This window comes from Mycobacterium sp. IS-1742 (assembly GCF_001500125.1).
Taxonomy (GTDB): domain Bacteria; phylum Actinomycetota; class Actinomycetes; order Mycobacteriales; family Mycobacteriaceae; genus Mycobacterium.
In genome coordinates this window covers 1-23,077 of the sequence record NZ_LQIV01000006.1, presented here as the reverse complement: position 1 = coordinate 23,077, position 23,077 = coordinate 1, and the positions used below count along the sequence as shown (strand labels likewise).

At 69.3% G+C, this 23,077-nt stretch carries 23 protein-coding genes, 4 tRNA genes and 1 pseudogene; 10 read left to right on the top strand and 18 right to left on the bottom strand.

Annotated elements, in window-relative coordinates; translation table 11 throughout:
* Entirely contained in the window at positions 1 to 696 is a 696-nt protein-coding gene (locus AU196_RS05180; protein WP_059094024.1) for an SDR family NAD(P)-dependent oxidoreductase, read from the bottom strand.
* Entirely contained in the window at positions 693 to 2,153 is a 1,461-nt protein-coding gene (locus AU196_RS05175) for an APC family permease (protein WP_059094023.1), read from the bottom strand. Before AU196_RS05175 ends, AU196_RS05180 begins: the two co-directional genes overlap by 4 nt.
* Positions 2,154 to 2,368: 215 nt before the next feature.
* Between AU196_RS05175 and AU196_RS05170 the strand changes: the two genes are divergently transcribed.
* On the top strand, positions 2,369 to 3,469 hold the full coding sequence (locus tag AU196_RS05170; RefSeq protein WP_231737365.1) for a polyprenyl synthetase family protein: 1,101 nt from the start codon (positions 2,369 to 2,371) through the stop codon (positions 3,467 to 3,469).
* 13 nt (positions 3,470 to 3,482) lie between these two features.
* Here AU196_RS05170 and AU196_RS05165 read toward each other — a convergent pair whose 3' ends face one another.
* The 12 genes and pseudogenes from AU196_RS05165 to AU196_RS05110 all read right to left on the bottom strand — a co-directional run bounded on the left by AU196_RS05165 (position 3,483) and on the right by AU196_RS05110 (position 14,376).
* A complete protein-coding gene (locus AU196_RS05165; protein WP_059094022.1) occupies positions 3,483 to 4,235 on the bottom strand; it encodes a YebC/PmpR family DNA-binding transcriptional regulator in 753 nt (250 codons plus the stop codon).
* Between the two features lie 57 nt (positions 4,236 to 4,292).
* Positions 4,293 to 4,883, bottom strand: coding sequence for a pyridoxal 5'-phosphate synthase glutaminase subunit PdxT (gene pdxT, locus AU196_RS05160; protein WP_059094021.1), 591 nt, complete (start codon positions 4,881 to 4,883; stop codon positions 4,293 to 4,295).
* A complete protein-coding gene (gene tesB, locus AU196_RS05155; RefSeq protein ID WP_059094020.1) occupies positions 4,880 to 5,725 on the bottom strand; it encodes an acyl-CoA thioesterase II in 846 nt (281 codons plus the stop codon). The genes pdxT and tesB overlap by 4 nt, the downstream gene beginning before the upstream one ends.
* A 38-nt stretch (positions 5,726 to 5,763) precedes the next feature.
* Positions 5,764 to 6,711 carry a pyridoxal 5'-phosphate synthase lyase subunit PdxS gene (pdxS, locus tag AU196_RS05150; RefSeq protein ID WP_059094019.1) on the bottom strand — a complete coding sequence of 316 codons (948 nt, stop codon included), beginning with the start codon at positions 6,709 to 6,711 and terminating at the stop codon, positions 5,764 to 5,766.
* A gap of 66 nt (positions 6,712 to 6,777) precedes the next feature.
* Positions 6,778 to 7,791 carry an NUDIX hydrolase gene (locus tag AU196_RS05145; RefSeq protein ID WP_059094018.1) on the bottom strand — a complete coding sequence of 338 codons (1,014 nt, stop codon included), beginning with the start codon at positions 7,789 to 7,791 and terminating at the stop codon, positions 6,778 to 6,780.
* Positions 7,788 to 8,912, bottom strand: a complete 1,125-nt coding sequence (locus AU196_RS05140) for a glycosyltransferase family 4 protein (protein ID WP_059094017.1) — start codon at positions 8,910 to 8,912, stop codon at positions 7,788 to 7,790. The genes AU196_RS05145 and AU196_RS05140 overlap by 4 nt, the downstream gene beginning before the upstream one ends.
* 2 nt (positions 8,913 to 8,914) lie before the next feature.
* Positions 8,915 to 9,838, bottom strand: coding sequence for a phosphatidylinositol mannoside acyltransferase (locus AU196_RS05135; RefSeq protein WP_059094016.1), 924 nt, complete (start codon positions 9,836 to 9,838; stop codon positions 8,915 to 8,917).
* Positions 9,835 to 10,503 (bottom strand): phosphatidylinositol phosphate synthase, encoded by a 669-nt coding sequence (pgsA, locus tag AU196_RS05130; protein WP_059094015.1) that lies wholly within the window; start codon positions 10,501 to 10,503, stop codon positions 9,835 to 9,837. The genes AU196_RS05135 and pgsA overlap by 4 nt, the downstream gene beginning before the upstream one ends.
* A pseudogene (locus AU196_RS05125) lies at positions 10,500 to 11,094 on the bottom strand (ATP adenylyltransferase); the annotation flags it as partial. The gene pgsA and the pseudogene AU196_RS05125, both read right to left, overlap by 4 nt.
* A 34-nt stretch (positions 11,095 to 11,128) precedes the next feature.
* Positions 11,129 to 13,183, bottom strand: coding sequence for a threonine--tRNA ligase (gene thrS, locus AU196_RS05120; RefSeq protein ID WP_059094145.1), 2,055 nt, complete (start codon positions 13,181 to 13,183; stop codon positions 11,129 to 11,131).
* 78 nt (positions 13,184 to 13,261) lie between these two features.
* Positions 13,262 to 13,753, bottom strand: coding sequence for a TIGR02611 family protein (locus tag AU196_RS05115; protein WP_082695627.1), 492 nt, complete (start codon positions 13,751 to 13,753; stop codon positions 13,262 to 13,264).
* On the bottom strand, positions 13,750 to 14,376 hold the full coding sequence (locus AU196_RS05110; protein ID WP_059094014.1) for a PaaI family thioesterase: 627 nt from the start codon (positions 14,374 to 14,376) through the stop codon (positions 13,750 to 13,752). Before AU196_RS05110 ends, AU196_RS05115 begins: the two co-directional genes overlap by 4 nt.
* Before the next feature lie 42 nt (positions 14,377 to 14,418).
* Between AU196_RS05110 and AU196_RS05105 the strand changes: the two genes are divergently transcribed.
* Positions 14,419 to 14,916, top strand: a complete 498-nt coding sequence (locus AU196_RS05105) for a DUF1990 domain-containing protein (RefSeq protein WP_059094013.1) — start codon at positions 14,419 to 14,421, stop codon at positions 14,914 to 14,916.
* Here the strand turns inward: AU196_RS05105 and AU196_RS05100 are convergent.
* Entirely contained in the window at positions 14,869 to 15,972 is a 1,104-nt protein-coding gene (locus AU196_RS05100; RefSeq protein WP_059094012.1) for a hypothetical protein, read from the bottom strand. The two genes, AU196_RS05105 and AU196_RS05100, sit on opposite strands and share 48 nt — an antisense overlap.
* Before the next feature lie 62 nt (positions 15,973 to 16,034).
* Between AU196_RS05100 and AU196_RS05095 the strand changes: the two genes are divergently transcribed.
* From AU196_RS05095 to AU196_RS05080, 4 genes are all read left to right on the top strand, one after another.
* Entirely contained in the window at positions 16,035 to 16,748 is a 714-nt protein-coding gene (locus tag AU196_RS05095) for a GAF and ANTAR domain-containing protein (protein WP_197415709.1), read from the top strand.
* Between the two features lie 72 nt (positions 16,749 to 16,820).
* Positions 16,821 to 17,222 (top strand): phage holin family protein, encoded by a 402-nt coding sequence (locus AU196_RS05090; protein ID WP_197415708.1) that lies wholly within the window; start codon positions 16,821 to 16,823, stop codon positions 17,220 to 17,222.
* A complete protein-coding gene (locus tag AU196_RS05085) occupies positions 17,219 to 17,548 on the top strand; it encodes a DUF3618 domain-containing protein (protein ID WP_059094009.1) in 330 nt (109 codons plus the stop codon). The genes AU196_RS05090 and AU196_RS05085 overlap by 4 nt, the downstream gene beginning before the upstream one ends.
* A 291-nt stretch (positions 17,549 to 17,839) precedes the next feature.
* The gene (locus AU196_RS05080; RefSeq protein ID WP_231737362.1) at positions 17,840 to 19,597 is read left to right on the top strand and encodes an ICP22 family protein; all 1,758 of its coding nucleotides are present in this window, start codon (positions 17,840 to 17,842) and stop codon (positions 19,595 to 19,597) included.
* 17 nt (positions 19,598 to 19,614) lie between these two features.
* Here the strand turns inward: AU196_RS05080 and AU196_RS05075 are convergent, their stop codons facing one another.
* Positions 19,615 to 20,868, bottom strand: a complete 1,254-nt coding sequence (locus tag AU196_RS05075; RefSeq protein WP_231737359.1) for a glycosyltransferase family 87 protein — start codon at positions 20,866 to 20,868, stop codon at positions 19,615 to 19,617.
* 81 nt (positions 20,869 to 20,949) lie between these two features.
* Positions 20,950 to 21,024 (bottom strand) — tRNA-Val (locus AU196_RS05070).
* A gap of 250 nt (positions 21,025 to 21,274) precedes the next feature.
* Here AU196_RS05070 and AU196_RS05065 point away from each other — a divergent pair.
* The 4 genes from AU196_RS05065 to AU196_RS05050 all read left to right on the top strand — a co-directional run bounded on the left by AU196_RS05065 (position 21,275) and on the right by AU196_RS05050 (position 22,330).
* A tRNA-Gly gene (locus tag AU196_RS05065) sits at positions 21,275 to 21,347 on the top strand.
* A 26-nt stretch (positions 21,348 to 21,373) separates the two neighbouring features.
* A tRNA-Cys gene (locus tag AU196_RS05060) sits at positions 21,374 to 21,444 on the top strand.
* 16 nt (positions 21,445 to 21,460) lie between these two features.
* Positions 21,461 to 21,535, top strand: a tRNA-Val gene (locus AU196_RS05055).
* 603 nt (positions 21,536 to 22,138) lie between these two features.
* Complete coding sequence (locus AU196_RS05050) at positions 22,139 to 22,330, top strand: hypothetical protein (RefSeq protein ID WP_059094008.1); 192 nt, start codon at positions 22,139 to 22,141, stop codon at positions 22,328 to 22,330.
* 25 nt (positions 22,331 to 22,355) lie between these two features.
* Here the strand turns inward: AU196_RS05050 and AU196_RS05045 are convergent, their stop codons facing one another.
* Positions 22,356 to 22,556 carry a ribosome modulation factor gene (locus AU196_RS05045; RefSeq protein ID WP_059094007.1) on the bottom strand — a complete coding sequence of 67 codons (201 nt, stop codon included), beginning with the start codon at positions 22,554 to 22,556 and terminating at the stop codon, positions 22,356 to 22,358.
* Positions 22,557 to 23,077: the final 521 nt, after the last annotated feature.

The following is a 23,077-nucleotide window of genomic DNA, read 5'->3' as shown; positions in this document are numbered from 1 at the left end:
TCAGATCACCGTTCCGCTGTTGACCGACAACACTTCTCCGCACAGGAACACGTCCTCCTCCAGCAGTGCGCGGACGAGTTCGGCCACCTCGGACGTGTCGGCGATGCGCCGCGCGGGTAGCGCGTCGACGAACTCGGGCGCGCGTTCCCAGGAGTCCTGGGGCAGCAACGGTGTGTCACACGGTCCGGGCGCCACCGCGTTGACCAGCACGCCGTCGGCGGCCACCTCGACGGCGATGCTGCGCAGGAGGCTCAGGGCGGCGCCCTTGGCCGCGGCGTAGTGGGCGTCGTTGCTGCCGCCGCCGATGGCGCGTTCGGAGGCGATGCCGACGATGCGCCCGGCGCCCCGCTGCCGCATCTGCGGCAACACCGCCCGGCACACGTGCGCGAGGCCGCCCACGTGGACCCGCAGCATCCGTTCCCAGGCCGCCTGTTCGATGTCCAGTGCGGGGGTCTCCTCGTAGTGGCCGGCGCAGACGACGGCGGCGTCGATCCGTCCGAGGGCGTCGGTGATCTGCCGGACGGCGTCGGTGACAGCCCGCTCGTCGGCGACGTCGGCGGTCAGCCACATGTCGGTGTCGGGGGCGGGCTCGCGGGAGATCGAGGCGACCGTCCAGCCCGACTGTGCCAACCGCTGGGCGACCGCGGCGCCGATGCCGCTGCCGGCCCCGGTCACCACCGCGACGGGTGCCGTCACACCAGCTCCGTCTCGGTGGACTGCGCCGGCTCGGCCGGGTCGTCGAGGCGGCGGCCACCGACGTTGCGCACCTTGATGATCACCGCGCCGAGCGCGAGGATCGCCCCCATCGCGACGAAGAACGCCCAGTTCATGTACCACGACTCCGACACGGTGCGCGGCCAGACGATGTTGGTGAACTCGAAACCGACCCACAGCACCGCCAGGACGGCCACCGGGGTGCCGAAGCGGCCCAGATTCCACGGCCCGGGAACCCACGTGCCGCGCAGACGCGCCACCAGGCCGGTCACCAACGGGAACAGGAACGCCAGGTAGTAGCCGCCCGCGGTGAACGTGACCAGGACCGAGTAGACGTCGGTCGCGGAGATCAGGTAGACGAACGCGCCGATGACGGTGGTGACGAGGATCGCGGGGATCGGCTGCGCCTCGGTCTTCGACAGCTTGGACAGCACCTGTGACCCCGGCAGCACCCTGTCGCGGGCGAAGGACCAGATGACCCGCGAGCCCGAGGCCTGCAGCGCCAGGAAGCTGGCCAGGAAGCCGATGACGAAGGCCAGCAGGATCGGCTTGACGAACGACTCACCCAGCGCGCTGCGCAGCACATAGGACACCGGGTCGGGCTCCTCGCCGGACCGGACCATCTCGAAGTCGGGCACCGCGAGCGTGACCGCGAGCGACGCGTACGCGATCACCAGGGCGATGAAGGCAATGGAGAACAGCATGGCCTTGGGGACGTTGCGCCGAGGCTCCTTGACCTCTTCGGCGATCGCGCCCGCGCTCTCGAAGCCGAGGATCGACCAGCCGGTGAAGGCCAGCGCCGCCAGGAACGGACCGGAGATGTAGGCCCAGGACCAGCCGCTGGACAGGTCGATGCCGTGCAGGATGGCGTCGAAACCGTGGTGGCGGTGGAAGATCAGCAGGTAGGTGCCCAGACCCACCGACGCGACGATCTCGGCGATGATGCTGCCGACCATGAGCGCCTTGAGGAAGCCGCGCCCGAGGATGTTCGCCCCGGTTCCCGCGAGCAGGATCAGCAGCGCCACGATGCTCTGCTGGACGGCGGTCGGGCGCTCGATCCCGATGAGCTGAGCCAGGAATCCGGCACCGCCGTAGGCGACGGTCGCCATGATGATGACCAGCGCCCACATGTACACCCAGCCGGCCAGCCATCCGGCCACCTCGCCGGCCAGCCGCCTGGTCCACTGGTAGATCGACCCCTCGTAGGGCCAGCGGGACACGAGTTCGGCGAAGGCCAGCGCGACGATGCACTGACCCACCCCGACGATGACGAAGGTCCACCAGAATCCCGGGCCCGCGGTGGCCAGTGACAGTCCGTAGATCCCGTACATCGCCACGATCGGCGAGATGAACGCGAACGCGAATGCGAACGCCGACCACAGCGAGAACTCGCGCCTCAATTCTGTTGGCGCCGAGCCTGTTTGCGCACTGGACGTCATCTGATCTCCCTTTCGCTGCCCCGAGGACACGCAAGTATGGGCATGACGCGGGCGGCCGGGCATGGCGGACGGCGAAGTGTGGTTTGGGCGCACAGTCACCGGGCATGTGACTGTAGGTGTCTACAGGGTTGCCCGGTCACCCCGTCGCACGGTCGGCCGGCGCCGGACAGCACCCATACACTCGCGGCGCCAGCCCATCAGGAAGTGAGGATGTCGTGCCCGACACCGACCAGACCGAGTTCCTCTCGGCCCTCGAGGACTGCCTGCACACCGTCGTCCGCGACACGGTCGCCGAACCGCTGCGGGCGATCGACGAGGACCTGGGCGCCGTCGCGGCGCTCTGCCAGTCCGCGGTGCAGTCCGGCGGCAAACGCCTGCGCCCCCGGTTCGCCTACTGGGCGTGGCGGGTGGGCGCCCCGGCCGACGCGGCGCCGCAACCGCTGGTGCGGCTCGCCACCGCGCTGGAGTTGCTGCACGCGGCGATCCTGGTGCACGACGACGTGATCGACGCCTCCGAGGTGCGCCGCGGACAGCCGTCGGTCCGCGCGGCGCTGGCCGAACGCCACCGCAGCGATGCGGGGTGGGGTGACGCGAGGGCGTTCGGCGACCACATGGCGCTGCTGGTCGGGGATCTGCTGTGGTCGGCGGCCCACGACACCTTCGACCGAGCCGTGGCAGGTCTGTCCGAGCGCGTCGCGAGCCGCACCACGCGCGCGTTCCGGACGATGCGGGTGGAGGTGCTGGCCGGTCAGTTGCTGGAACTACGGGCGCAGGCCGCGCGCGACTACCACGCCGACACGGCGGAGAAGATCCTGCGCTACAAGACCAGCACGTACACCGTCGAGCGCCCCGTCGAACTCGGCCTGGAACTGGCCGGATCAGCCTCGCCGGCCACGGCCGCGATGCTGCGCGACTACGCAGGCGCCGTCGGCCAGGCGTTCCAACTGCGCGACGACCTCGCCGACCTGTTCGGCACGCCGGACACGCTCGGCAAGCAGACCGGTGACGACATCCGGGCGGGCAAACCCACCGAACTGCTGGGTGCCGCGCTGGAACTGGCGACCGGACCGGAGGTCGACGCGCTGACCGCAGTCGTCGGCGATGCGACGGCCGATCAGGCCAGGATCACCGAGGTGCAACAGATCGTGCTGCGGTGCGGTGCGGCGGACCGGGTGCGGCGGCGGATCGCGGACCTGGTCACCACCGCGCACCGGACGATCGCCGATCTGTCCGCCTCGGCGGACGTGACGGCGCTGGCCGGATTGTCCGAGATGCTCGCCGAGTGCACCGAACTGTCGTTCCTGCCCGCGACGTGAGCGCGGGAAGGGCTCACGCCTCGAGCTGAGCCAGGATCTCGTCGGGGATGTCGGCGTTGGTGTACACGTCCTGCACGTCGTCGCTGTCCTCGAGCGCGTCGACGAGCTTCATCACCTTGCGCGCGCCCTCGGCATCCAGCGGCACGGTGACCGACGGCTGGAAGCTGGCGTCGGCGGAGTCGTAGTCGATACCGGCGTCCTGCAGCGCGGTGCGCACGGCGACGAGGTCGGTCGGTTCGGAGATGACCTCGAAGCTGTCACCGAGGTCGTTGACCTCCTCGGCGCCCGCCTCGAGCACCGCCATCAGCACGTCGTCCTCGGAGAGCCCGTTCTTCTCCAGCGTCACCACGCCCTTGCGGGAGAACAGGTAGGACACCGAACCGGGGTCCGCCATGTTGCCGCCGTTGCGGGTCATCGCCACGCGCACCTCACCTGCAGCGCGGTTGCGGTTGTCGGTGAGGCACTCGATGAGGACCGCGACCCCGTTGGGCCCGTAGCCCTCGTAGGTGATCGTCTGCCAGTCGGCGCCGCCGGCCTCTTCCCCGGCGCCGCGCTTGCGGGCGCGCTCGATGTTGTCGTTGGGAACCGAGCTCTTCTTGGCCTTCTGGATGGCGTCGTACAGCGTCGGGTTGCCGCCCGGGTCACCGCCGCCGGTGCGGGCCGCGACCTCGATGTTCTTGATCAGCTTGGCGAAGTTCTTACCCCTGCGGGCATCGATGATCGCCTTCTTGTGCTTCGTGGTCGCCCACTTGGAATGGCCGCTCATCAGGTGTGAACCTCTCTCCAGTCACGATCTCGCCTGACGAGTCTACGTGCAGCGACGTCACTTCCCGGAAACCATGTCGACGAACAGCTTGTGCACGCGCCGGTCCCCCGTCACCTCCGGGTGGAACGACGTCGCCAGCATCCGGCCCTGCCGGACGGCGACGATGTGCCCGTCGGCGCGGCCCAGCACCTCGACGTCGTCGCCGATGCGCTCCACCCACGGCGCCCGGATGAACACGGCGTGCACCGGGGTGTCCAGGCCCACGAACGGGATGTCGCCTTCGAACGAGTCGACCTGACGGCCGAAAGCGTTGCGCCGCACCGACATGTCGATGCCCTTGAGCGGGGTGGCCTCGCGGCCCGGGGCACCGGCCTCGAGGATCTCGCTGGCCAGCAGGATCATCCCGGCGCAGGAGCCGTAGGCGGGCATACCCTCGGCGAGGCGGGCACGCAGCGGTTCGAGCAGTTCGAACTCGCGCAGCAGATGGCTCATCGCCGTCGACTCCCCACCCGGGATCACCAGCGCGTCGACGGTCTCGAGTTCGGTCAGCCGGCGCACGGTGACGGCGTCGGCGCCCGCTTCTGTCAGCGCGGCGAGATGCTCACGGGTGTCGCCCTGTAGAGCGAGCACCCCGACCCGAGGTGTCATGCCCGGCCCGGCGTGAAGTCACGCGGGTAGCGGGTCAACCCTTCCTGCATGACGGCCGCGACCATCTCGCCGTACTGGTTGAACAGCTTGCCCTGGGTCAGCGCCCGGCCCCCGCACGCCGACGGCGACGACTGGTCGTAGAGCAGCCACTCGTCGGCGCGGAACGGCCGCATGAACCACATCGCGTGGTCCAGCGAGGCGATGTTGAGGTACTTGCGTTCGTCGGGGTGGTTGACCTGGGCCGACCCCAGCAGCGTCAGGTCGGACAGGTAGGCCAGCGCGCAGATGTGCAGCACCGGATCGTCGGGCAGCGGATCGTGGTGGCGGAACCACACCTGCTGCTGGGAGGCCTTACCGGGCACCTGGTGGACCAAATCGCGCGGCACGATGCGCACGTCCCATTCGGCGAACTGCGCGAAACCCGCTTCGTCGAACGCTTTTCCGGACCGGAACCCGGGCAGGTCGTCGGGCGGGGGCGCCGACGGCATCGCGTCCTGATGCTCGATACCGCTCTGGTCGGTCTGGAACGACGCGGACATCGAGAAGATCGTCTCGCCGTGCTGGATCGCGCTGACCCGGCGCGTGCAGAACGACCCGCCGTCGCGGATCCGCTCGACGATGTACACCGACGGCGCGCGGGCGTCGCCGGGCCGCAGGAAGTAGCCGTGCAGCGAGTGCACCTGGAATTTCGGGTCGACCGTTCGTACCGCGGACACCAGCGACTGGCCGGCCACGTGACCGCCGAACGTGCGTTGCAGGAAGCCCGATTCCGGGCTGAACACCGCGCCGCGGTAGATGTTGTACTCGAGTTGCTCGAGGTCGAGGATCTGCTCGATCGCCACTAGATCGTCTGTCCTTCGCGCAGGCGACTCATCACGCGTTACCAGCCGCGTTCGGCGAGCCGGTGCGGCTGGGCGATGTCCTCCACGTTGATCCCGACCATGGCCTCCCCCAGCCCGCGCGACACCTTGGCCAGCACGTCGGGGTCGTCGTAGAACGTCGTCGCTTTGACGATCGCCGCGGCCCGCTCGGCGGGGTTGCCGGACTTGAAGATGCCCGATCCGACGAACACCCCCTCGGCGCCGAGCTGCATCATCATCGCCGCGTCGGCGGGGGTCGCGATGCCGCCGGCGGTGAACAGCGTCACCGGCAGCTTGCCGGCCCGGGCCACCTCGACGACCAGGTCGTACGGGGCCTGCAGTTCCTTGGCCGCGACGTACAGCTCGTCTTCCGACAGCGAGGTCAGCCGGCGGATCTCGCCGCCGATCTTGCGCATGTGGGTGGTCGCGTTCGACACGTCACCGGTGCCGGCCTCACCCTTGGAGCGGATCATTGCGGCACCCTCGGTGATGCGGCGCAGCGCCTCGCCCAGGTTGGTCGCACCGCACACGAACGGGACGGTGAACTTCCACTTGTCGATGTGGTGGGTGTAGTCGGCGGGGGTCAGCACCTCGGATTCGTCGACGTAGTCCACCCCGAGGCTCTGCAGGATCTGGGCCTCGACGAAGTGCCCGATGCGGGCCTTGGCCATCACCGGGATCGTGACCGCGGAGATGATGCCCTCGATCATGTCGGGGTCGCTCATGCGCGACACCCCACCCTGGGCACGGATGTCGGCGGGCACCCGCTCGAGCGCCATCACCGCGACGGCACCGGCACCTTCGGCGATGCGCGCCTGTTCGGGGGTGACGACGTCCATGATCACGCCGCCCTTGAGCATCTCGGCCATACCGCGCTTCACCCGGGCAGTGCCCGTCTGATGCGCCGTCCCGTTCTGCGTGGCGGCGCCGTTGGCCCGCTCGTCACGCTTGCGCCCTTCGAGATCCACTGTCCACTCCTCTAAATCGCTACCGATCCAGTGTAGTAGCGGCACCAAATCGATTGATTCCGCAACTCAGCGGATCGTTTGCACCGGCCCCGGTGGCGCCGGCGCGTCGGCCAGTTCGTTGGCCTGGGCCAGCAGTTCACCCAACTGCTGCGGGTAAACGGTCTCTCCGTCGGCGACCAGTTCGTCGATCATTGTGGCATCACACCAGCGGTGCCCGTGAATCGTGCGCTTCTCCAGGGCGGTATGACCGCCGACGGACGGCTCGAACCGTCGGGTGCGGTGCACGAAGAACATCTCCTGGCTGCGCAGGACCGAGCCGTCGAACTCGAAGACCGCATCCCGGCGCCAGACCGGGCCGACCAGCCGCTCCGGGTCCACCCGGAGCCCGGTCTCCTCGGCGACCTCCCGGGCGGCGGCGTGCGCGAGCGTCTCCCCCGCCTCCACCGCCCCGCCGACGGTGAACCACCAGCGCGGGGCGTCGGCCAGCGACGGGTCCGACCCGCAGAACAGCAGCACCGCCCCCGACTCGTCGAGCAGCACGACGCGGGCCGAGACGCGCCGGCTCAGCGGTTCGATGTCGCGCGAGGACACCTCGGCGATCTCGAAGTAGGTCGGCAACGCCGCGGTCCCGCCCAGCCGCAGCAGCCGCACCGGCCTGCGCTCGCGGAGCGCGAGGGTGTCGCGCACCGCGTCGTTGTGGAACCGGCGGGCCAGCAGCACCCTGGCCTCGGCGTCGGCGAGTTCGGCCACCAGCGCCACCGGCAGGGACGCTGGATCGACCAGCGCCAACGCGGCGGACAGTTCGTTCTCGGCGGCCTCCCGGCCGCTGCGCGGCGCCCGTTCGGCGGCATCGGCGAGTGCGGCCAGCCGCTTGCCCTGCGGCCCCCCGGCGTAGGCGTCGACGGCGACCGCGCGGGCCACCACCGCGCGGCGGGCCAGCGCGCCGTCGAGTGCCTGCCAGCTCAGGTCGTAGCGCACGTGCAGCCGGTCGAGGCGGTGCGCGGTCTGGTACGCCCACGCGCCGACGAGCACGACGAGCACCAGCAGGATCGCCAGCGCGACGATCACGACCCACGTCACGGCGCGACCTGCACCTTCACTCCCGCCCCGGCGACGGTCTCGTAGACGCGCATGATCTGGGCGGCCACCACCGACCAGTCGTAACGGCCGACCGCATCGGAGGCGGCGGCGACGTAGCGCCCGCGCGCCTCGTCGTCACCCAGCACCTCGATCAGCCCCTCCGCCAGCGCCCCGGCGTCGTCGACGGTGACCAGCCGGCCCGCCGTGCCGTCGTGCAGCACCCGCCGGAACGCGTCGAGATCGCTGGCGACGACCGGGGTGCCGGCAGCCATCGCCTCCACCAGCACGATGCCGAAACTCTCCCCGCCGGTGTTGGGCGCGCAGTACACGTCGGCGCTGCGCATCGCCGACGCCTTGACCGCGTCGTCGACCTGTCCGAGGAAGCACAGGTGTGACGCCAACGGGCCGGCCTGCTGGCGCAATTCGTCCTCGTCACCGCGGCCGACGATGAGGATCTCCACGTGCGGGTACCGCGCCACGACGGCGGGCAGCGCCCCCAGCAGGACGGCCATCCCCTTGCGCGGCTCGTCGTAGCGGCCCAGGAACAGCACCGTGCGCCCCGGCCGCGGATAACCGTCGAGGCGGGGTGCGTCGGCGAAAGACGCGACGTCGACCCCATTGGGGATCTCGACCGCGTCGGAACCGAGCGCCTCCATCTGCCAGCGCCGCGCCAGGTCGGACACGGCGATGCGGCCGACGATCTTCTCGTGGTACGGGCGCAGGATGCCCTGGAACACCGACAGCGTCAGCGATTTCGTGGTCGACGTGTGGAAGGTCGCGACGATCGGCCCCTCCGCGGCCTGCAACGCCAGCATCGACAGGCTGGGCGCGTTCGGCTCATGCAGGTGCAGGACGTCGAATTCGCCCTGCGCCAGCCACTTCTTGACCAGGCGGTGGGTGGCGGGGCCGAACCGCAGCCGCGCCACCGACCCGTTGTACGGAATGGGCACCGCCTTGCCGCCCGACACCACGTAGTCGGGCAACTCGACGTGCGGTGAGGACGGCGCCAGGACGCTCACCTCGTGGCCGCGTTCGCGCATCACCTGCGCCAGCTGCAGCACGTGGGACTGCACCCCGCCCGGCACGTCGAACGAGTACGGGCACACCATGCCGATGCGCATCGTCAACCGGCTCCGGCCAGCCGGGCGCGGCGCGCGTCGGAGAGGTCGGCGACCCACTGCGGCTGCATCATGTGCCAGTCCTCGGGGTGCTGGGCGATGTTGACCGCGAACCGGTCGGCCAGCGCCTGCGTGATCACCCCGACATCCCCGTTCGCGGTGTCGAGCGGTGCGAACACCCGCATGCCCCAGCCGTCGCCGTCGAACCAGCAGTGCACCGGCAGCAGCGCCGCCCCGGTCTCGCAGGCCAGCTTCGCCGGACCGGCGGGCATCCGGGTCGGCTCGCCGAAGAAGTCGACCGCCACGCCCTGCCGCGTCAGGTCGCGCTCGGCCATCAGGCACACCACGCGGTTGGCGCGCAACCGGTCCCGCAGCAGCTGGTAGGGCGGACGCTCGCCGCCGGACAGCGGGATCACCTCGAAGCCGAGGCTCTCGCGGTAGGCGACGAACCGGTTGAACAGCGACTCCGGGCGCAGCCGTTCGGCGACCGTGGTGAACGTGCCGTGGTTCTGGACCAGCCAGACGCCGGCCATGTCCCAGTTACCGCTGTGCGGCAGTGCCACCACCGCGCCGCGACCCGTGTCCAGGGCGTCCCAGACGTGCTGGATGCCGTCGACCGAGAGCTCCCGCCCCAGCTTGCGATGGTCCATCGTGGGCAGCCGAAACGCTTCGCGCCAGTACCGGGCGTAGGACGCCAGCGACGCGCGCATCAGTTCGTCGGGCACGTCGGCCGGCGCGGCCCCGATGACCCGGGCGAGGTTCTTGCGCAGCTGCCCGGGGCCGCCGTTGCGGGCCGAGTACCACGCACCGGCGTCGAAGGCGTTGCGCGCCACCACTTCCGGTACGGCCCGCACCACCCGCCAGCCGGCGGCGTATCCCCAGTCCGTCAGGTGGTCGGTGCCGGGCAGCCAGCCGCCGAGTGCGGTCACTGGTCGTCCGCCGCCGGTTTCTCTTCGCCCTTGGGCTCGAGCTTGTCCATCGCGCCCGGCGAGGTGCGCACCGTGTGCAGCCGCTGCAGCACGGTGACCACGCTGGCCACGGCCAGGACCCACATGGCCACGTGGATCAGCCACGGCATGTGCAGGAACCACACCCCGGACAGGCCGGTGCCGGTCAGCACGATCACCAGCCGTTCGGGGCGTTCGATGAAGCCGCCGTCGCCGCGCAGCCCGCTGGCCTCCGCCCTGGCCTTGATGTAGGAGATGACCTGCGAGGTGATCAGGCAGATCAGCGTGGCCACCACCAGCGCCGGGCTGTCCATGCCGAAGGCCGCCCACCACAGCAGACCCGCGAAGATCGCGCCGTCGGCGATTCGGTCGCAGGCCGCGTCGAGTACGGCCCCGAACCTCGTGCCCCCGCCGCGTTCGCGGGCCATCGTGCCGTCGAGCATGTCCGCCAGCACGAACACGGCCACCGCGAAGGCGCCCCACCACAGCTGTCCGATCGGGAACAGGGTGAGCGCGGCCAGCACCGTGCCCGCGGTGCCCAGGATCGTGATGCTGTCGGGGGTGAAGCCCACCCGCAGGGCCGCTCTGGCCACGGGGCGGGCCAGTTTGGCGTAAGCGGCCCGGGTCATCAGGTAGACGTTGCTCACTGTGTGAACCCCCCGTCGCTGCGCTCCTGTTTCGCCCATTCGGTGGCGAGCAGTTCGCGGGTCTCACGCAACAGCTGCGGGATCACCTTCGACCCGCCGATGATCGTGATGAAGTTGGCGTCCCCGCCCCACCGCGGCACGACGTGCATGTGCAGGTGTTCGGCGAGCGAGCCGCCTGCCGAGTGCCCGAGGTTGAGTCCGACGTTGAAGCCGTGCGGACGCGACACCGCCTTGATGACGCGGATCGCCTGCTGGGTGTAGGCCATCAGCTCGGCGCTCTCGGCGACGGTGAGGTCCTCGAGTTCCGACACCCGCCGGTACGGCACCACCATCAGGTGGCCGGGGTTGTAGGGGTACAGGTTGAGCACCGCGTAGACCAGCTCACCGCGGGCCACGACCAGTCCGTCCTCGTCGGCCATGTTCGGGATGTCGGTGAACGGCTGCGACGACTGCGAGGAGTCCGAACCCTTCTTCATGGGCGACTCGGCGATGTAACTCATGCGGTGCGGCGTCCACAGCCGCTGCAGATTGTCCGGGTCGCCCACGCCGTGATCGACGATGGTCCGGTCGTCCGGTTCGGTCACGTCGCCCATCGTCTGCTCTTCGCGCAGGCGCTCATCGCCGTTCACGTTCCGGCGCCCGCCTTCACCAGGTCGGCGGTGGGAACGGCGTTGCGCCGCTGGGCGATCCAGCTGACGATCGCCTCGACCGCCTCGTCGCGCGGCACCCCGTTGATCTGGGTGCGGTCACCGAAGCGGAAGGAGATGGCGTCCACGGCCACATCTTTGTCCCCCGCCAGCAGCATGAACGGCACCCGCTGGTTGGTGTGGTTGACGATCTTCTTGGCCATCCGGTCGTCGCTGCCGTCCACCTCGACCCGCACACCTCGCGAACGCAGTTGCGCGGCAACCTCTTCCAGGTACGGGGTGTGTGCGTCGGCGACCGGGATCCCGACCACCTGCACCGGCGCCAGCCACGCCGGGAACGCCCCGGCGTAATGCTCGGTGAGCACCCCGAAGAACCGCTCGATCGAGCCGAACAGCGCGCGGTGGATCAGCACCGGCCGCTGGCGGCTGCCGTCGGCGGCGGTGTACTCCAGCTCGAAACGCTCCGGCATGTTGAAGTCCAGCTGGATCGTCGACATCTGCCAGTTGCGTCCCAGGGCGTCCTTGACCTGCACGGAGATCTTCGGGCCGTAGAACGCGGCGCCGCCCGGATCGGGCACAAGATCGAGACCGGAGGCCTCGGCCACCTCGCGCAGCGTCTCGGTGGCCTCGTCCCAGATCTCGTCGGAGCCGACGTACTTGTCCGGATCCTTGGTCGACAGTTCCAGGTAGTACTCGTCGAGGCCGTAGTCGGCCAGCAGGTCGAGCACGAACTGCAGCAGCGAGGTCAGCTCGTCGCGCATCTGCTCGCGGGTGGCGTAGATGTGCGCGTCGTCCTGCGTCATCCCGCGCACCCGGGTCAGCCCGTGCACCACACCGGACTTCTCGTAGCGGTACACCGATCCGAACTCGAAGAGCCGCAACGGCAGTTCCCGGTACGACCGGCCCCGCGAGCGGTAGATCAGGTGGTGCATCGGGCAGTTCATCGGCTTGAGGTAGTAGTTCTGCCCGGGTTTGCGCACCGCGCCGTCGGCGTCGAACTCCGCGTCGATGTGCATCGCGGGGAACATCCCGTCGGCGTACCACTCGAGGTGCCCGGAGGTCACGTAGAGCTGTTCTTTGGTGATGTGCGGGGTGTTGACGAACTCGTAGCCGGCCTCGAGATGCTTGGCCCGCGAATAGTCCTCGAGCTCTTTACGGACGATGCCGCCCTTGGGGTGGAAGACCGGAAGGCCGGAACCGAGTTCGTCGGGGAAGCTGAACAGATCGAGTTCCACCCCGAGCCTGCGGTGGTCGCGGCGCTGCGCCTCCTCGATGAGCTCGAGGTGACGGTCGAGCGCCTCCTGCGACTCCCAGGCCGTCCCGTAGATGCGCTGCAGGCTGGCGTTGGCCTGATCGCCGCGCCAGTAGGCCGCCGAACTGCGGGTCAGCTTGAACGCCGGGATGTACTTGGTCGTCGGGATGTGAGGGCCGCGGCACAGGTCGCCCCAGACGCGTTCGCGGGTGCGGGGATTGAGGTTGTCGTAGGCCGTCAGCTCGTCACCGCCGACCTCCATGACCTCCGGGTCGCCCGACTTGTCGTCGACCAGTTCGAGTTTGTACGGTTCCGCCGCCAGTTCCTCGCGCGCGGCGTCCTTCGACTCGAATACGCGCCGGGAGAACAGCTGACCGTCCTTGACGATCTGGCGCATTTTCTTCTCGAGCGCCTCGAGGTCCTCGGGCGTGAAGGCCTGCGGGACGTCGAAGTCGTAGTAGAAGCCGTCGGTGATCGGCGGGCCGATGCCGAGCTTCGCCTCGGGGAACAGGGTCTGCACCGCCTGGGCGAGGACGTGCGCCGCGGAATGGCGGATCACGCTGCGGCCGTCGTCGGTGTCGGCGGCGACCGGGACGACCTCGACGTCGGTGTCGGGCGCCCACGCCAGGTCGCGCAGCCGGCCGTCGGCGTCGCGCACCACCACGATCGCGTCGGGCGCACCGCGAGCCGGCAGCCCCGCGTCGCGCACCGCGGCCCCGGCGGTCGTCCCAGCAGCGACCCGGATCGGGGCTGCGGGGGCTGGGCTGGCGGCGGCGCTCATCGGTGACTCTTTCCGGTGGGTCGGGGACGGGTCGATCGCGACCATGCTATCGGTGCGACCGGCAGTAACTTGAGCGTGCTACGACGATCCGGAACCCAACCCGAACGGACTGTTCAGCCACTCGTGCTCGATGCCGAAGATCCGGGCGGCCCAGTCCACGGCGCCGAGCAGCCACAGCGTGGTGAACACGACGAGTGCGGTGAGCAGCCCGCCGAGGATCTGGATGATCGCGTGCTGGCCGTGGAACCAGTCCATCACCCGGTCGTAGCGTTCGCGGGCGTAGGCCAGCAGGCGTTTGGCCCAGTCGAACTCGGTGGCCAGGATGCCCAGGCCGATGAACACGATCGCCCAGCCCGGCCCCGGATAGGGAATCGCCAGGACGCCGAGCCCCAGCACCACGAGGCCGATCAGGCCGACGGCGATGCGGTAGAAGAACTCGACCCGCGGTCGCCGGCGCAGCCCGTCACGCCAGCGCTTCCAACCGCCCTTGATCCGCGACCAGCGCGACGGGTCCTCGGTGTCCTTGCCGGTGTCCTTGCCGGTGTTGTTGTCGGTGTCGTCGTCGGTCACGGCTGCCCCGGGTTGAGTCGGACGAACAATGCCTCGGCGTCGGCGAGCAGGGTGTCGCCGTCGAGAAGCCGGCCCTCGACGAAGATCTTGCGCCCCTCGATCCGGTCGATGCCGGCCTCGACGCGCAACGTCTTCTCCACCGGCGCGATGTTGCGGTAATTCACGTGCAGGAACGCGGTGCGCTGGAACCGGCTCTGGGTGAGCTTGTAGGTGGTGTAGCCGAGCACCGAGTCGAACAGCAGCGCCACCGCGCCGCCGTGCGCGGCCCCGTTGCGGCCCAGGTAGAAGCGGCGGAATCTGGCCTCCCCGGCGATCCGGCCGTCGTCGGTCTTGGCCAGGAACATCGGCACCTGCAGAATGTTTCCGCGGTTGGGCAGGTCCAACCTCCGCCCGGAGGGCGAGGTCCACTCGTCGGCCCGGTAGGGCTCCAGAAGGCCGGTGACCTTCTCGATCAGCCCGGCAGCCTCGGTGACGACCTCGTCGGGTGCGTCGGCCGCGCGGGCGAGATCCTGCAGCTCACGAACCGCCTCGACGAACCTGCCGTAGTCGGGTCCGCCGCGGGTGGTCGGTTCCGGAGGGTTGAACCCGCCCCCGTCTCGCGCCTGAGTCGATTCACTCGCCACACCGCTCACCGTATTGGGCGCACACGGTGAGAGGGTGGCGGGGTGAAGCTGAGCGACCTCGCCGATCTGCCCTTGACCTACCCCGAAGTCGGCGCGACGGCCGGACCGATGCCGCCCGGCTACCACCATGTGCGGCGGTCCACGGTGATCGGATCCGGCCGGGTGCGCTTCGAGGAGGCCGCCGACGCGGTGATGCGCTGGGGCATGCTGCGCGGCGCCGGTCTGCGCGTCCGGGCGACCACCGAGGTCGCCGAGGTGGGTTCCGAGGTGATCGTCGGCCTGGGCCCGGTGACCGTCCCGTGCCGGGTCGTCTACGTCATCGACGAACCCGACCGTCGCGGCTTCGCCTACGGCACACTGCCCGGTCACGCCGAGACCGGCGAGGAGTTGTTCGCCGTGCGCTTCGACTCGGCGACCGGCCGGGTGTACGCCGAGGTGGCGGCGTTCTCCCGGCACGGCACATGGTGGAGCAGGCTCGCCGGCCCGGTCACCTCAGTGCTGCAGCGCGTGGTCACCGGGCGGTACCTGCGGGCGCTCTGAGACCTCGCCGGCGGTGCGCCGGACCGCCACGTCGATCTGATAGGTCAGCAGGGCCAGCGTGAACAGCCCGACCGACATGCTGAGCAGCGCGGCGAACCCCTCGGTGGCGAAGTCGACGAAGGCGTTGAGGAAGGTGAACAGCAGCGCGGCGTTGCGCAGCCACCGCAGCGGCCACAGGCGGGTCGTGCGGCGGCGGGCGATCATCGCGGGCACGGCGATCGCCGAGGTCGCCGCGGCGTTGACGAGCAGGATCACCGACGCGGGGTTCATCCCGTCCACGCGCAGCGTGATGTCGTCGTCCTGGTAGAAGTAGCCGCCCAGGAACACGCCCAGCAGCCCGAAGAACAGGCCGCTGATCGCGCTGACCACCAGGAGCCAGCCGACCACGGGCACCCAGCGCGGACTGCGGAAGAAGCCGGGGATCAGCCGAGGCGCCCACTGCTGCAGGCGGTGGAGCCGGTCGCTCGAGGTCTCCGCTGACACCAGCAGGGCCCGCACGGACCCGACCGCGGAGGGCTCGGCCCCCGCCTGTTCGGCCTGGACCAGCAGGGCCAGCCCCAGCGCCCGGCGCCGGTCGGCCAGACCGCGCGCGACGCCGTCCGCGGCGATCACCGCCGCCGAGGCCAGGGATTCCCGTGCGCTCAACGGCCGGAAGTCGCGGAGCACCCGTGCCCCCACGAGGATCAGCACCACCAGGATGTACATGATCTCGGCGGACGGCCCGTAGAAGTAGTCGTTGTCCTTGGTGACGAACTTGCCGACCTCGTCGAGGAACAAGCCGAAGCCGATACCGCCCATGACCACCGCGGCCACCCGGGCACCCGCTCCGATCAGCAGCCAGCCGGTCAGCAGCGCGAGCATCATCAGCGCACCGCCCCACAGCGCGTGGGCGATGTGGAGATTGCCGCCGCCGACCTGCGGATAGCCGGTCAGCTCGAGGTAGAGGCGGGTGAGCAGGATGGTCGCGATCGCGATGAGCACGAACGCCTCCGCCGACCCCGAGCCGGTGGCGTCACGAGTCATCAGACCGCGACGGTGTGGACGGGTTCTGTTCATGCATCCTCCGGCGTTTGGAGCGCGTAGCCTTAAGCAACTTATCGGAGGAAGATGATCGGAATATGCTGGTGAACGAACCTGCCGACGTCGACGGAGTGCACCGGCGGATCGCCGAACTCGTGCAGGAACTGCACGGCAGGACAGACGCCGACGCCGACACGGTGCTCGCCGAACTCGTCGAGCACGCCGCGGCCGAGATCCCGGGTGCCGACTACGCCGGTGTGACCGTCACGCGCAACGCGAGGAAGATCGAGACCCCGGCGGCCACGCACAAGTGGCCGATCGTGCTCGACGAGATCCAGGAGCGCCACCGCGAAGGACCGTGTCTGACCGCGGCCTGGGACGAGCGCATCGTCCATGTCCGCGACCTCGAGCGAGACGACCGCTTCCCCCGTTACCGGCGGGATGCGCTGGAACGGACGCCGATCCGGTCCATCATGGCGTTCCAGCTCTTCATCGCCGATGAGACGATGGGGGCCATCAACGTCTATGCCGAGACACCCGACGCCTTCGACTCGGCGTCGCGCGAGATCGGACTGATCTTCGCCGCCCACTCGTCGGTGGCCTGGAACTCCGCGCGCCGCGACGAACAGTTCCACCAGGCGCTGGCCAGCCGCGACATCATCGGACAGGCCAAGGGCATGATCATGGAGCGCTACAGCGTCGACGCGGTGCAGGCGTTCGCGCTGTTGCGCAAGCTGTCGCAGGACTCCAACGTCCCGTTGATCCAGATCGCGACCGACCTGACGAGGAAAGCCACTTCGTCCGGGATCTGACGCGCGGGGTTTGCATCCGCCCAGCCGGGGGCACCACATCCTCACACAGTCAAGTCAGAGGGTTGGTGTGTGATGAGTCTCGAATCGAAGCCGGGCGCCGATGCGTCGCTCGGCGAACTGATGAGCCGACTGTCCGCCCAGACGTCGCGGCTGGTGCGCGACGAGTTGCGGTTGGCGCAGAAGGAGTTCCAGGAGTCGGCGAAGCACGCCGGGATCGGCGCCGGATTGCTCAGTGTCGCCGGGCTTTTCGCCTTTCTGGGGCTGGCCACCGTGATCGCCGCGGCGGTGGCGGCGCTGTCGCTGGTGTTGCCCGTGTGGGCGGCGGCACTGATCGTCGCGCTGGTGCTGTTCGTCATCGCCGGTGTCGCGGCCCTGGTCAGCAAGAAGCAGGCCGACGAAGTGACCCCCGCAGCGCCCCGCACCGTCGAGACGGTGAAGGCCGACATCCAAGAGGTAAAGGACCGAGCGTCATGACCGCACCTGACCGCCCCGAACCCGGCCCCGACGCCGGAGTCGAAGACATCGAGGCCGACATCGAGGCAACCCGGCAGGAACTCGGCGAGACGGTCGAGGCGCTGTCGGCCAAGCTCGACGTCAAACAGCAGGCGAGGGACAAGGTCGACGAGACCAAGCAACGGGTGGCGGACAAGGCCCACACGGCCCAGCACGTCGTCACCGAGAAGGCGCATGCGGCGCAGCACGTCGTTACCGACAATCCGCAGAAATCGATCCCCGTCGCCGCCGTCGTCGTCGCCGTGGTGGTGGCGGTGGGCGTCGTCGTGTGGCGCAGGCGCCACTGACCGCGCACACCGCGTTGTGCCCGTGAAAGGCCCACGAAATCAATTTGCTCGAATTTCAAAGAATTACTTCTTTATCAGGTTCCCTTAAGGTAGGTTTCACAGCATCCGACGTGGTCGGGGGGACGATTCCTACTTGATGAGGGGGCCATGATGTCGGGCAATGCTGCTGAATCCTGTGAATTTGAGTTTGCGCACGGCGGGCCGGTAAAAGGCAGGCAACGCCGAGTCGGCGGTCGACATCGTCGTGCGAAAACCGCAACGCCGGTGGTGGCCATCGATATGACGCCCGGCGTGCATCTCTCGCGTGCCACCGACCGGCCAGCAAACTCCGCACCACGGCGGGTGCGGCGCCGTCGCGGATCGCTGCGCCCCGCCATCACCGGTGGTCTGGCCGTCATCGGCGCGACCGCGCTGGTCGGGACGTTCGTCACGCCGGCCCCCGCCGAGGCCCGCACCACCGCGTACGCGGTGAGCGCGCCGACTCCGACGCCCCTGCTGGCGGCCCTGACACTGCCGATCCCGCAGGCACAGGTCGACGGTGTCGTCGACGCCGCGGCGCGGCTCGGCCTCGACCTCGACGCCGACCTGCTCCTGAGCGGCGACGTGGTGGCCATGCTGGCCGACATCGGTGCGGCGCTGCGGCTCTGGTTCGACCTCGACGTGGACCTGGACATCGACGTCGACGTCGAGGCGATCAGCGCCGCGTTCGCGGCACTCATCAACGACATCGCTCTCGGGATCGACGGCGGGGCCGCGTTGGTCAACGGTGTGGTCGATCTCGGCGCCGGTCTGGTCTCCGAGATCGCGCTCGCCGCTTCTGCGGCCGGGGTGGAGGTCGTCGACGCGATCACCGGGGCGCTGTTGAGCACGCTGGCGGCGCTGGCCCCCGAGGGAGGCGTCGGGGCCGAGCTGTTCGCCTCGATCGGCGGTGCGATCAACGGCATCGGCGAACTGTTCGCGACCGGGTTCCTGGGCGCGGGCGAGGCCGTCGCGTGGAAGGCCACGCTGGACGACGTCCTGGTGGACCTGTTGGCGACGGGGACGATCGCGTTGACCAACGGGCTGGCCGGGGGGCTGATCGCCGCGCTGGGCGTCGATGCCGACCTGCCCGACCTGCCCGACATCGACGGCGAGGACGTCGTGCTCGCGCTCGGGGCGCTGATCGAACACTTCACCGACGGCATCAACGGCGCCCTGCTGACCGGCGGCGGCGCCGTCGAACTGGGCGTCGAGCTGATCGCCGACCTCGCGCGGGCGGTGGCCGAGACCGGCGTGGACATCCGCGGCGCGATCACGGGTGCGTTCCTCGGCTCGCTGGACGTGCTCGCACCGGACGCGCCGTTCGCCGACGCCGTCGCCGAGCTCGTCGGCGATATCAGCGTGGGGCTCGACGCCGGTATCCGCGGCCTGGGCGAGGCGGTCGCGTGGAAGTTCACGCTCGACGACGTGCTGGTGGACGTGGCCGTGGCAGGCGGGGTCTCGCTCGTCAACGGGCTGACCACCGGGTTGTTCGGTGGCATCGGGCTGCCGCTGCCCGAGCTTCCGGAGGTCGACTTCGCCGCGTCGGTGCGGGCGCTGATCAACCACTTCGCCGTCGCGCTGGGGATCGAACTGGACCTCGAAGGCGACGTCGACGTCGAGGTCCCCCCGAACGAGGACGAGGGTGACGGCCAGGTCGAACTGCTGTCGGACGGCTTCGACGTGCAGCGCTCGGGTCTGGTCGACGACGGGACGGATTCCGGGTCCCTGCCCGCCGATGAGGAGTTGGAGCCGGCCGAGGGGGGCGACGACGACCTGCCCCCGGCGGACGAGGCGACGGGCGACGCGGGCGACTCGGGCGACCCGGATCCCGAGGGAACCGAGGACCTCGGCGACGCCGAGCAGCTGCCGGAGGACGACGACACGGGTGAGGTCTCCGAGGATTCCGGTGAGGAATCAGAAGACGGCGACCCGGAAGCCGAGGACGCCGGCGACACGGGTGCGGAGACGGACGGCGGGGCCGATGCGGAGCCGGGCGGCGATCCGGGCGGTGACTCCCCGACCGAGTGATCACGCGGTGATCGAGCTCATGCAGAACGCTTTTCGGGCTTCCTCTGCATGAGCTCGATCTCACCGTGGTTGACGGTGGTGGGCAGGCGAGCCGCGATCGCCGCGCCGATCAACAGCACCACGCCGGTGATCGCCTGCGCGTTGCCGATTACCTGGCGGAGGACGGCCTCGACACCTGCGACGTCAGGACCCGGCAGGGCGATGTGCGGGCCTATCACGAAGACGATGCCCGAAGCGATGAGGAGCGGCCTCCAGCGCCGGTGCTGCGGCGCGACCATCAGCGGGACGAGGAGTACGGCGTACACCCAGTGGTGGGTGACCGCCAGCGGCGCGGCGGGCGGCGCGGCCAGCGCGACGACGGCGGTGGCGGCCACGTGCATCCCGGACCGCGTGAACCGATGGCCCGCGTAGACGGCCGCCACGATGATCGCGGTGACACCGAGTAGCCACAGGACGTCCTTGGTGTGGCCCGCTGCACCCCACCGGGTGATCAGGCCGGTGAGTGCCTGATTGCGGCTGAACTCGTGGCCACCCGCGCGGTCGGTGCGGAAGAACTCGGTCGCCCAGAAGTAGAGCGACTCCTGGGGACGTGCGAGGAATCCGATCAGGACCGTCGCGCCGAACGCGATGAGCGCCCGGGCCGCGCCTGCGAAGTCCCGCCGGAGCAGGAGAACCAGACCGAAGGCCGCCGGGGTGATCTTGATGCCTGCCGCGATGCCGATGCCGACTCCGCGCAGACGGCGCGGCAGCACACCGAGGCAGTCGGCGACGACCAGGGCCATCAGCACGATGTTCACCTGACCGAACTCGAAGTTCGACCGCACCGGCTCGAAGATCAGCGTCGGTCCCAGCAGCGCCAGGGCCACCAGGTTGGCGGGCCGGACCCGCAGCCGGACGAGCACGGTGCGCAGAATCCACCACAGCAGGAACAGGTTGAGCGCACTCCACCCGATCTGGAGTGCGGTCTGCGGCACGGCAGCCATCGGCGCGAACAGGATCGCCGCGAAGGGCGGGTAGATGAACCGGAACCCCGAGGCGCTCGGGAACTGCTCGGAATACAAGGGCAGGTTCGCCGTGATGGCATACCCGGCGTCCCGGAAGACCGACAGGTCGAGAAGCTTTCCGGTCGCGGCCTGGACGGCATAGCGGACGATCATGCCGAGGGCCAGCAGGGAGCCGAGCAGCCACAAGCCTCGGATCCATGGGCGCAGGCGGTTCGGCGGGGTGTGGACATCGTCCTCGGCGACCTGGTCGACCGAGGGGCGATTCACGAAGCGAACGGTACCCAATACGTGCGGCTGAGAATCCGGTCTCGCGCGACTGCCCGATCAGAGGAGGTGATGGTGGGGTGGTGGTGGTCCCGGCTGGTTTCGAACCAGCGACCTTCCGCGTGTGAGGCGGACGCTCTCCCACTGAGCTACGAGACCGGGTGGGATCGGCCGAACGAGCGGGCCGAACGACGTCGAAGACTAGCATGCGGCAGCGGTGGGGACGGAATCCGCTGGTCATCTTCGACCCCGTTCACCGACTTCGACACCACGGTCGTGAACGCCTCCGGACGACGACCCTGGTGTGGAAATCGGCGTCGGGACTGGTGCGGCCTAAGGGATTTGTGTGGCCAGGCATGTGTGCACTATCGTTCTGCATCGCGACGGACGACGATCTCGCCCGTGGCACGCGGATGTAGCGCAGTTGGTAGCGCATCACCTTGCCAAGGTGAGGGTCGCGGGTTCGAATCCCGTCATCCGCTCGAGGTGCAGAAGCATCAACCCCAGCGGTGGAGTGGCCGAGTGGTGAGGCAACGGCCTGCAAAGCCGTGCACACGGGTTCGATTCCCGTCTCCACCTCCGATGAAGGATCCCGGCGCGATTAGCTCAGCGGGAGAGCGCTTCCCTGACACGGAAGAGGTCACTGGTTCAATCCCAGTATCGCGCACCACGTTTTGCAGGTCAGACAGACCCGGTAGATCCGGGTCTTTCTTGTTTTCGTGCCCGATGCGTGCCTAATTCGGTATGCAGCCGGGGCGCGCGACGGCCGCGGCCCACGCTGGCTGAGGCCGGCGGCGAAACTACGGGCACCGAAGTCGCAGCCACCGCGCCCTGTCGGCGGCTGCTCGCTCCATCTGCTCGAACGGGTTCCTCCCTAAGCGCTCCACCAGGTCGACTCAATCCTCTCGAGCCATTGCGCGTGCAGACTCGGGGTACAGCAGCTTTCCTGAGTCACTCGCGCCCTGAGAACGCCCGGTTCGTCTGTCTCCTGAAACATGTCCTCCTCGGCCATCCCGAGATACACCCACGGATCTGATCAAGCCGCGCACGCTGTGCCTCCTTCGCGGCGTCAGACAACCCGAGTGATTCGAGCGCGGGGTGCTGGTGGTGCACGTCCTTCGCGTGCCAACGCAACACACGTTCGACGCGAACAGTTCGCTTCGCCGAGTGCAACATCCAGAAAGTCGACGACAGTACTTCGAGTGCGCCACGAACCATGGAACGGCGCGGCGCTATGAAGAAAGTTGAGGTCGATGAGAAGTGACTTCATCGCGTGCAGGTGATCGACGCCGTCGACGATGCATATCTGCACCGCGTGCGAAACCTCGCAGGGATCGCGCGCGCGGTCATCGCCGGCCAGCGGCAATCCCGGCGACACCGCGAAGTCCAACGGATCGTTGACCCGTTCCTTATTCGATCGACGTCAGCGGCAAACGTCGCCCACAGCGCGTCAATCTTCTCCTGATCGAGACCGTCCCCATGCGCTGCGATCAGTTCAAACGCGATGCGGCGCGGTACCGCTGCATCGCCGGTCCGGTTTCGACTCGGACGCGCAGCATCCGCATGTAGCCGCGCATCCACAGCTTCGGCAGCACCAGCGACTCGCCGCCGGCGTACGGGTTGGGGTCACCGGGTTCAGCCAGCGACCCGGAGTAGAGCGCGTACATGTACTCGGCGCGCTTCGACGTCACCCGCCAAGCATGCAGCCGCGCCGGCCCAGTCCGTCGGACCCACGCCGACGGCGAAGAGCAGCGCCGCGGGCCAGTTGAAATCCTCGGGGTCTGTGAACCGCACGATTGAGATTGCGAACTTCGACAGCGAGGTCGCTGAGGCGTCTGATCGCACCTCCGCGGCGTGCAGGTACTGCACCGGGCGCTCGGCCAATGAGCCCTCGCGGCGTTTCATCCCCCGGACGGCGGGAATGCGTTCCCACGAGGTCTCGCGGGGTTCAGCAGCGAAGCCCGGTGAGGCCGCCCTCAGACCGCGAATCAAGGGACCCATGAGCATCTCTGACGACTGGACGATGACCGACAAGCCCTGCGGGCGCTGCGGTGCCCCACTGGCCGAACAGACCGGCGCAGGGGGCGATCAGGCGGCCGTACGGACGCGTTGCACCAACGACGCGTGCCCGGAGAGCCGGCGGTGGGGGGGGGGGGGGGGGGGGGGGGGGGGGGGGCGGGGGGGGGGGGGGGGGGGGGGGGGGGGGGGGGGG

Excerpts from the sequence above, each read along its gene's own strand:
- AU196_RS05100 (WP_059094012.1), bottom strand. The coding sequence starts at position 15,972 with ATGAACAGAACCCGTCCACACCGTCGCGGTCTGATGACTCGTGACGCC.
- AU196_RS05140 (WP_059094017.1), bottom strand. The coding sequence starts at position 8,912 with ATGCGCATCGGCATGGTGTGCCCGTACTCGTTCGACGTGCCGGGCGGG.
- AU196_RS05165 (WP_059094022.1), bottom strand. The coding sequence starts at position 4,235 with ATGAGCGGCCATTCCAAGTGGGCGACCACGAAGCACAAGAAGGCGATC.
- AU196_RS05175 (WP_059094023.1), bottom strand. The coding sequence starts at position 2,153 with ATGACGTCCAGTGCGCAAACAGGCTCGGCGCCAACAGAATTGAGGCGC.
- AU196_RS05095 (WP_197415709.1), top strand. The coding sequence starts at position 16,035 with ATGCTGGTGAACGAACCTGCCGACGTCGACGGAGTGCACCGGCGGATC.
- AU196_RS05090 (WP_197415708.1), top strand. The coding sequence starts at position 16,821 with ATGAGTCTCGAATCGAAGCCGGGCGCCGATGCGTCGCTCGGCGAACTG.
- pdxT (WP_059094021.1), bottom strand. The coding sequence starts at position 4,883 with ATGACACCTCGGGTCGGGGTGCTCGCTCTACAGGGCGACACCCGTGAG.
- thrS (WP_059094145.1), bottom strand. The coding sequence starts at position 13,183 with ATGAGCGCCGCCGCCAGCCCAGCCCCCGCAGCCCCGATCCGGGTCGCT.
- AU196_RS05085 (WP_059094009.1), top strand. The coding sequence starts at position 17,219 with ATGACCGCACCTGACCGCCCCGAACCCGGCCCCGACGCCGGAGTCGAA.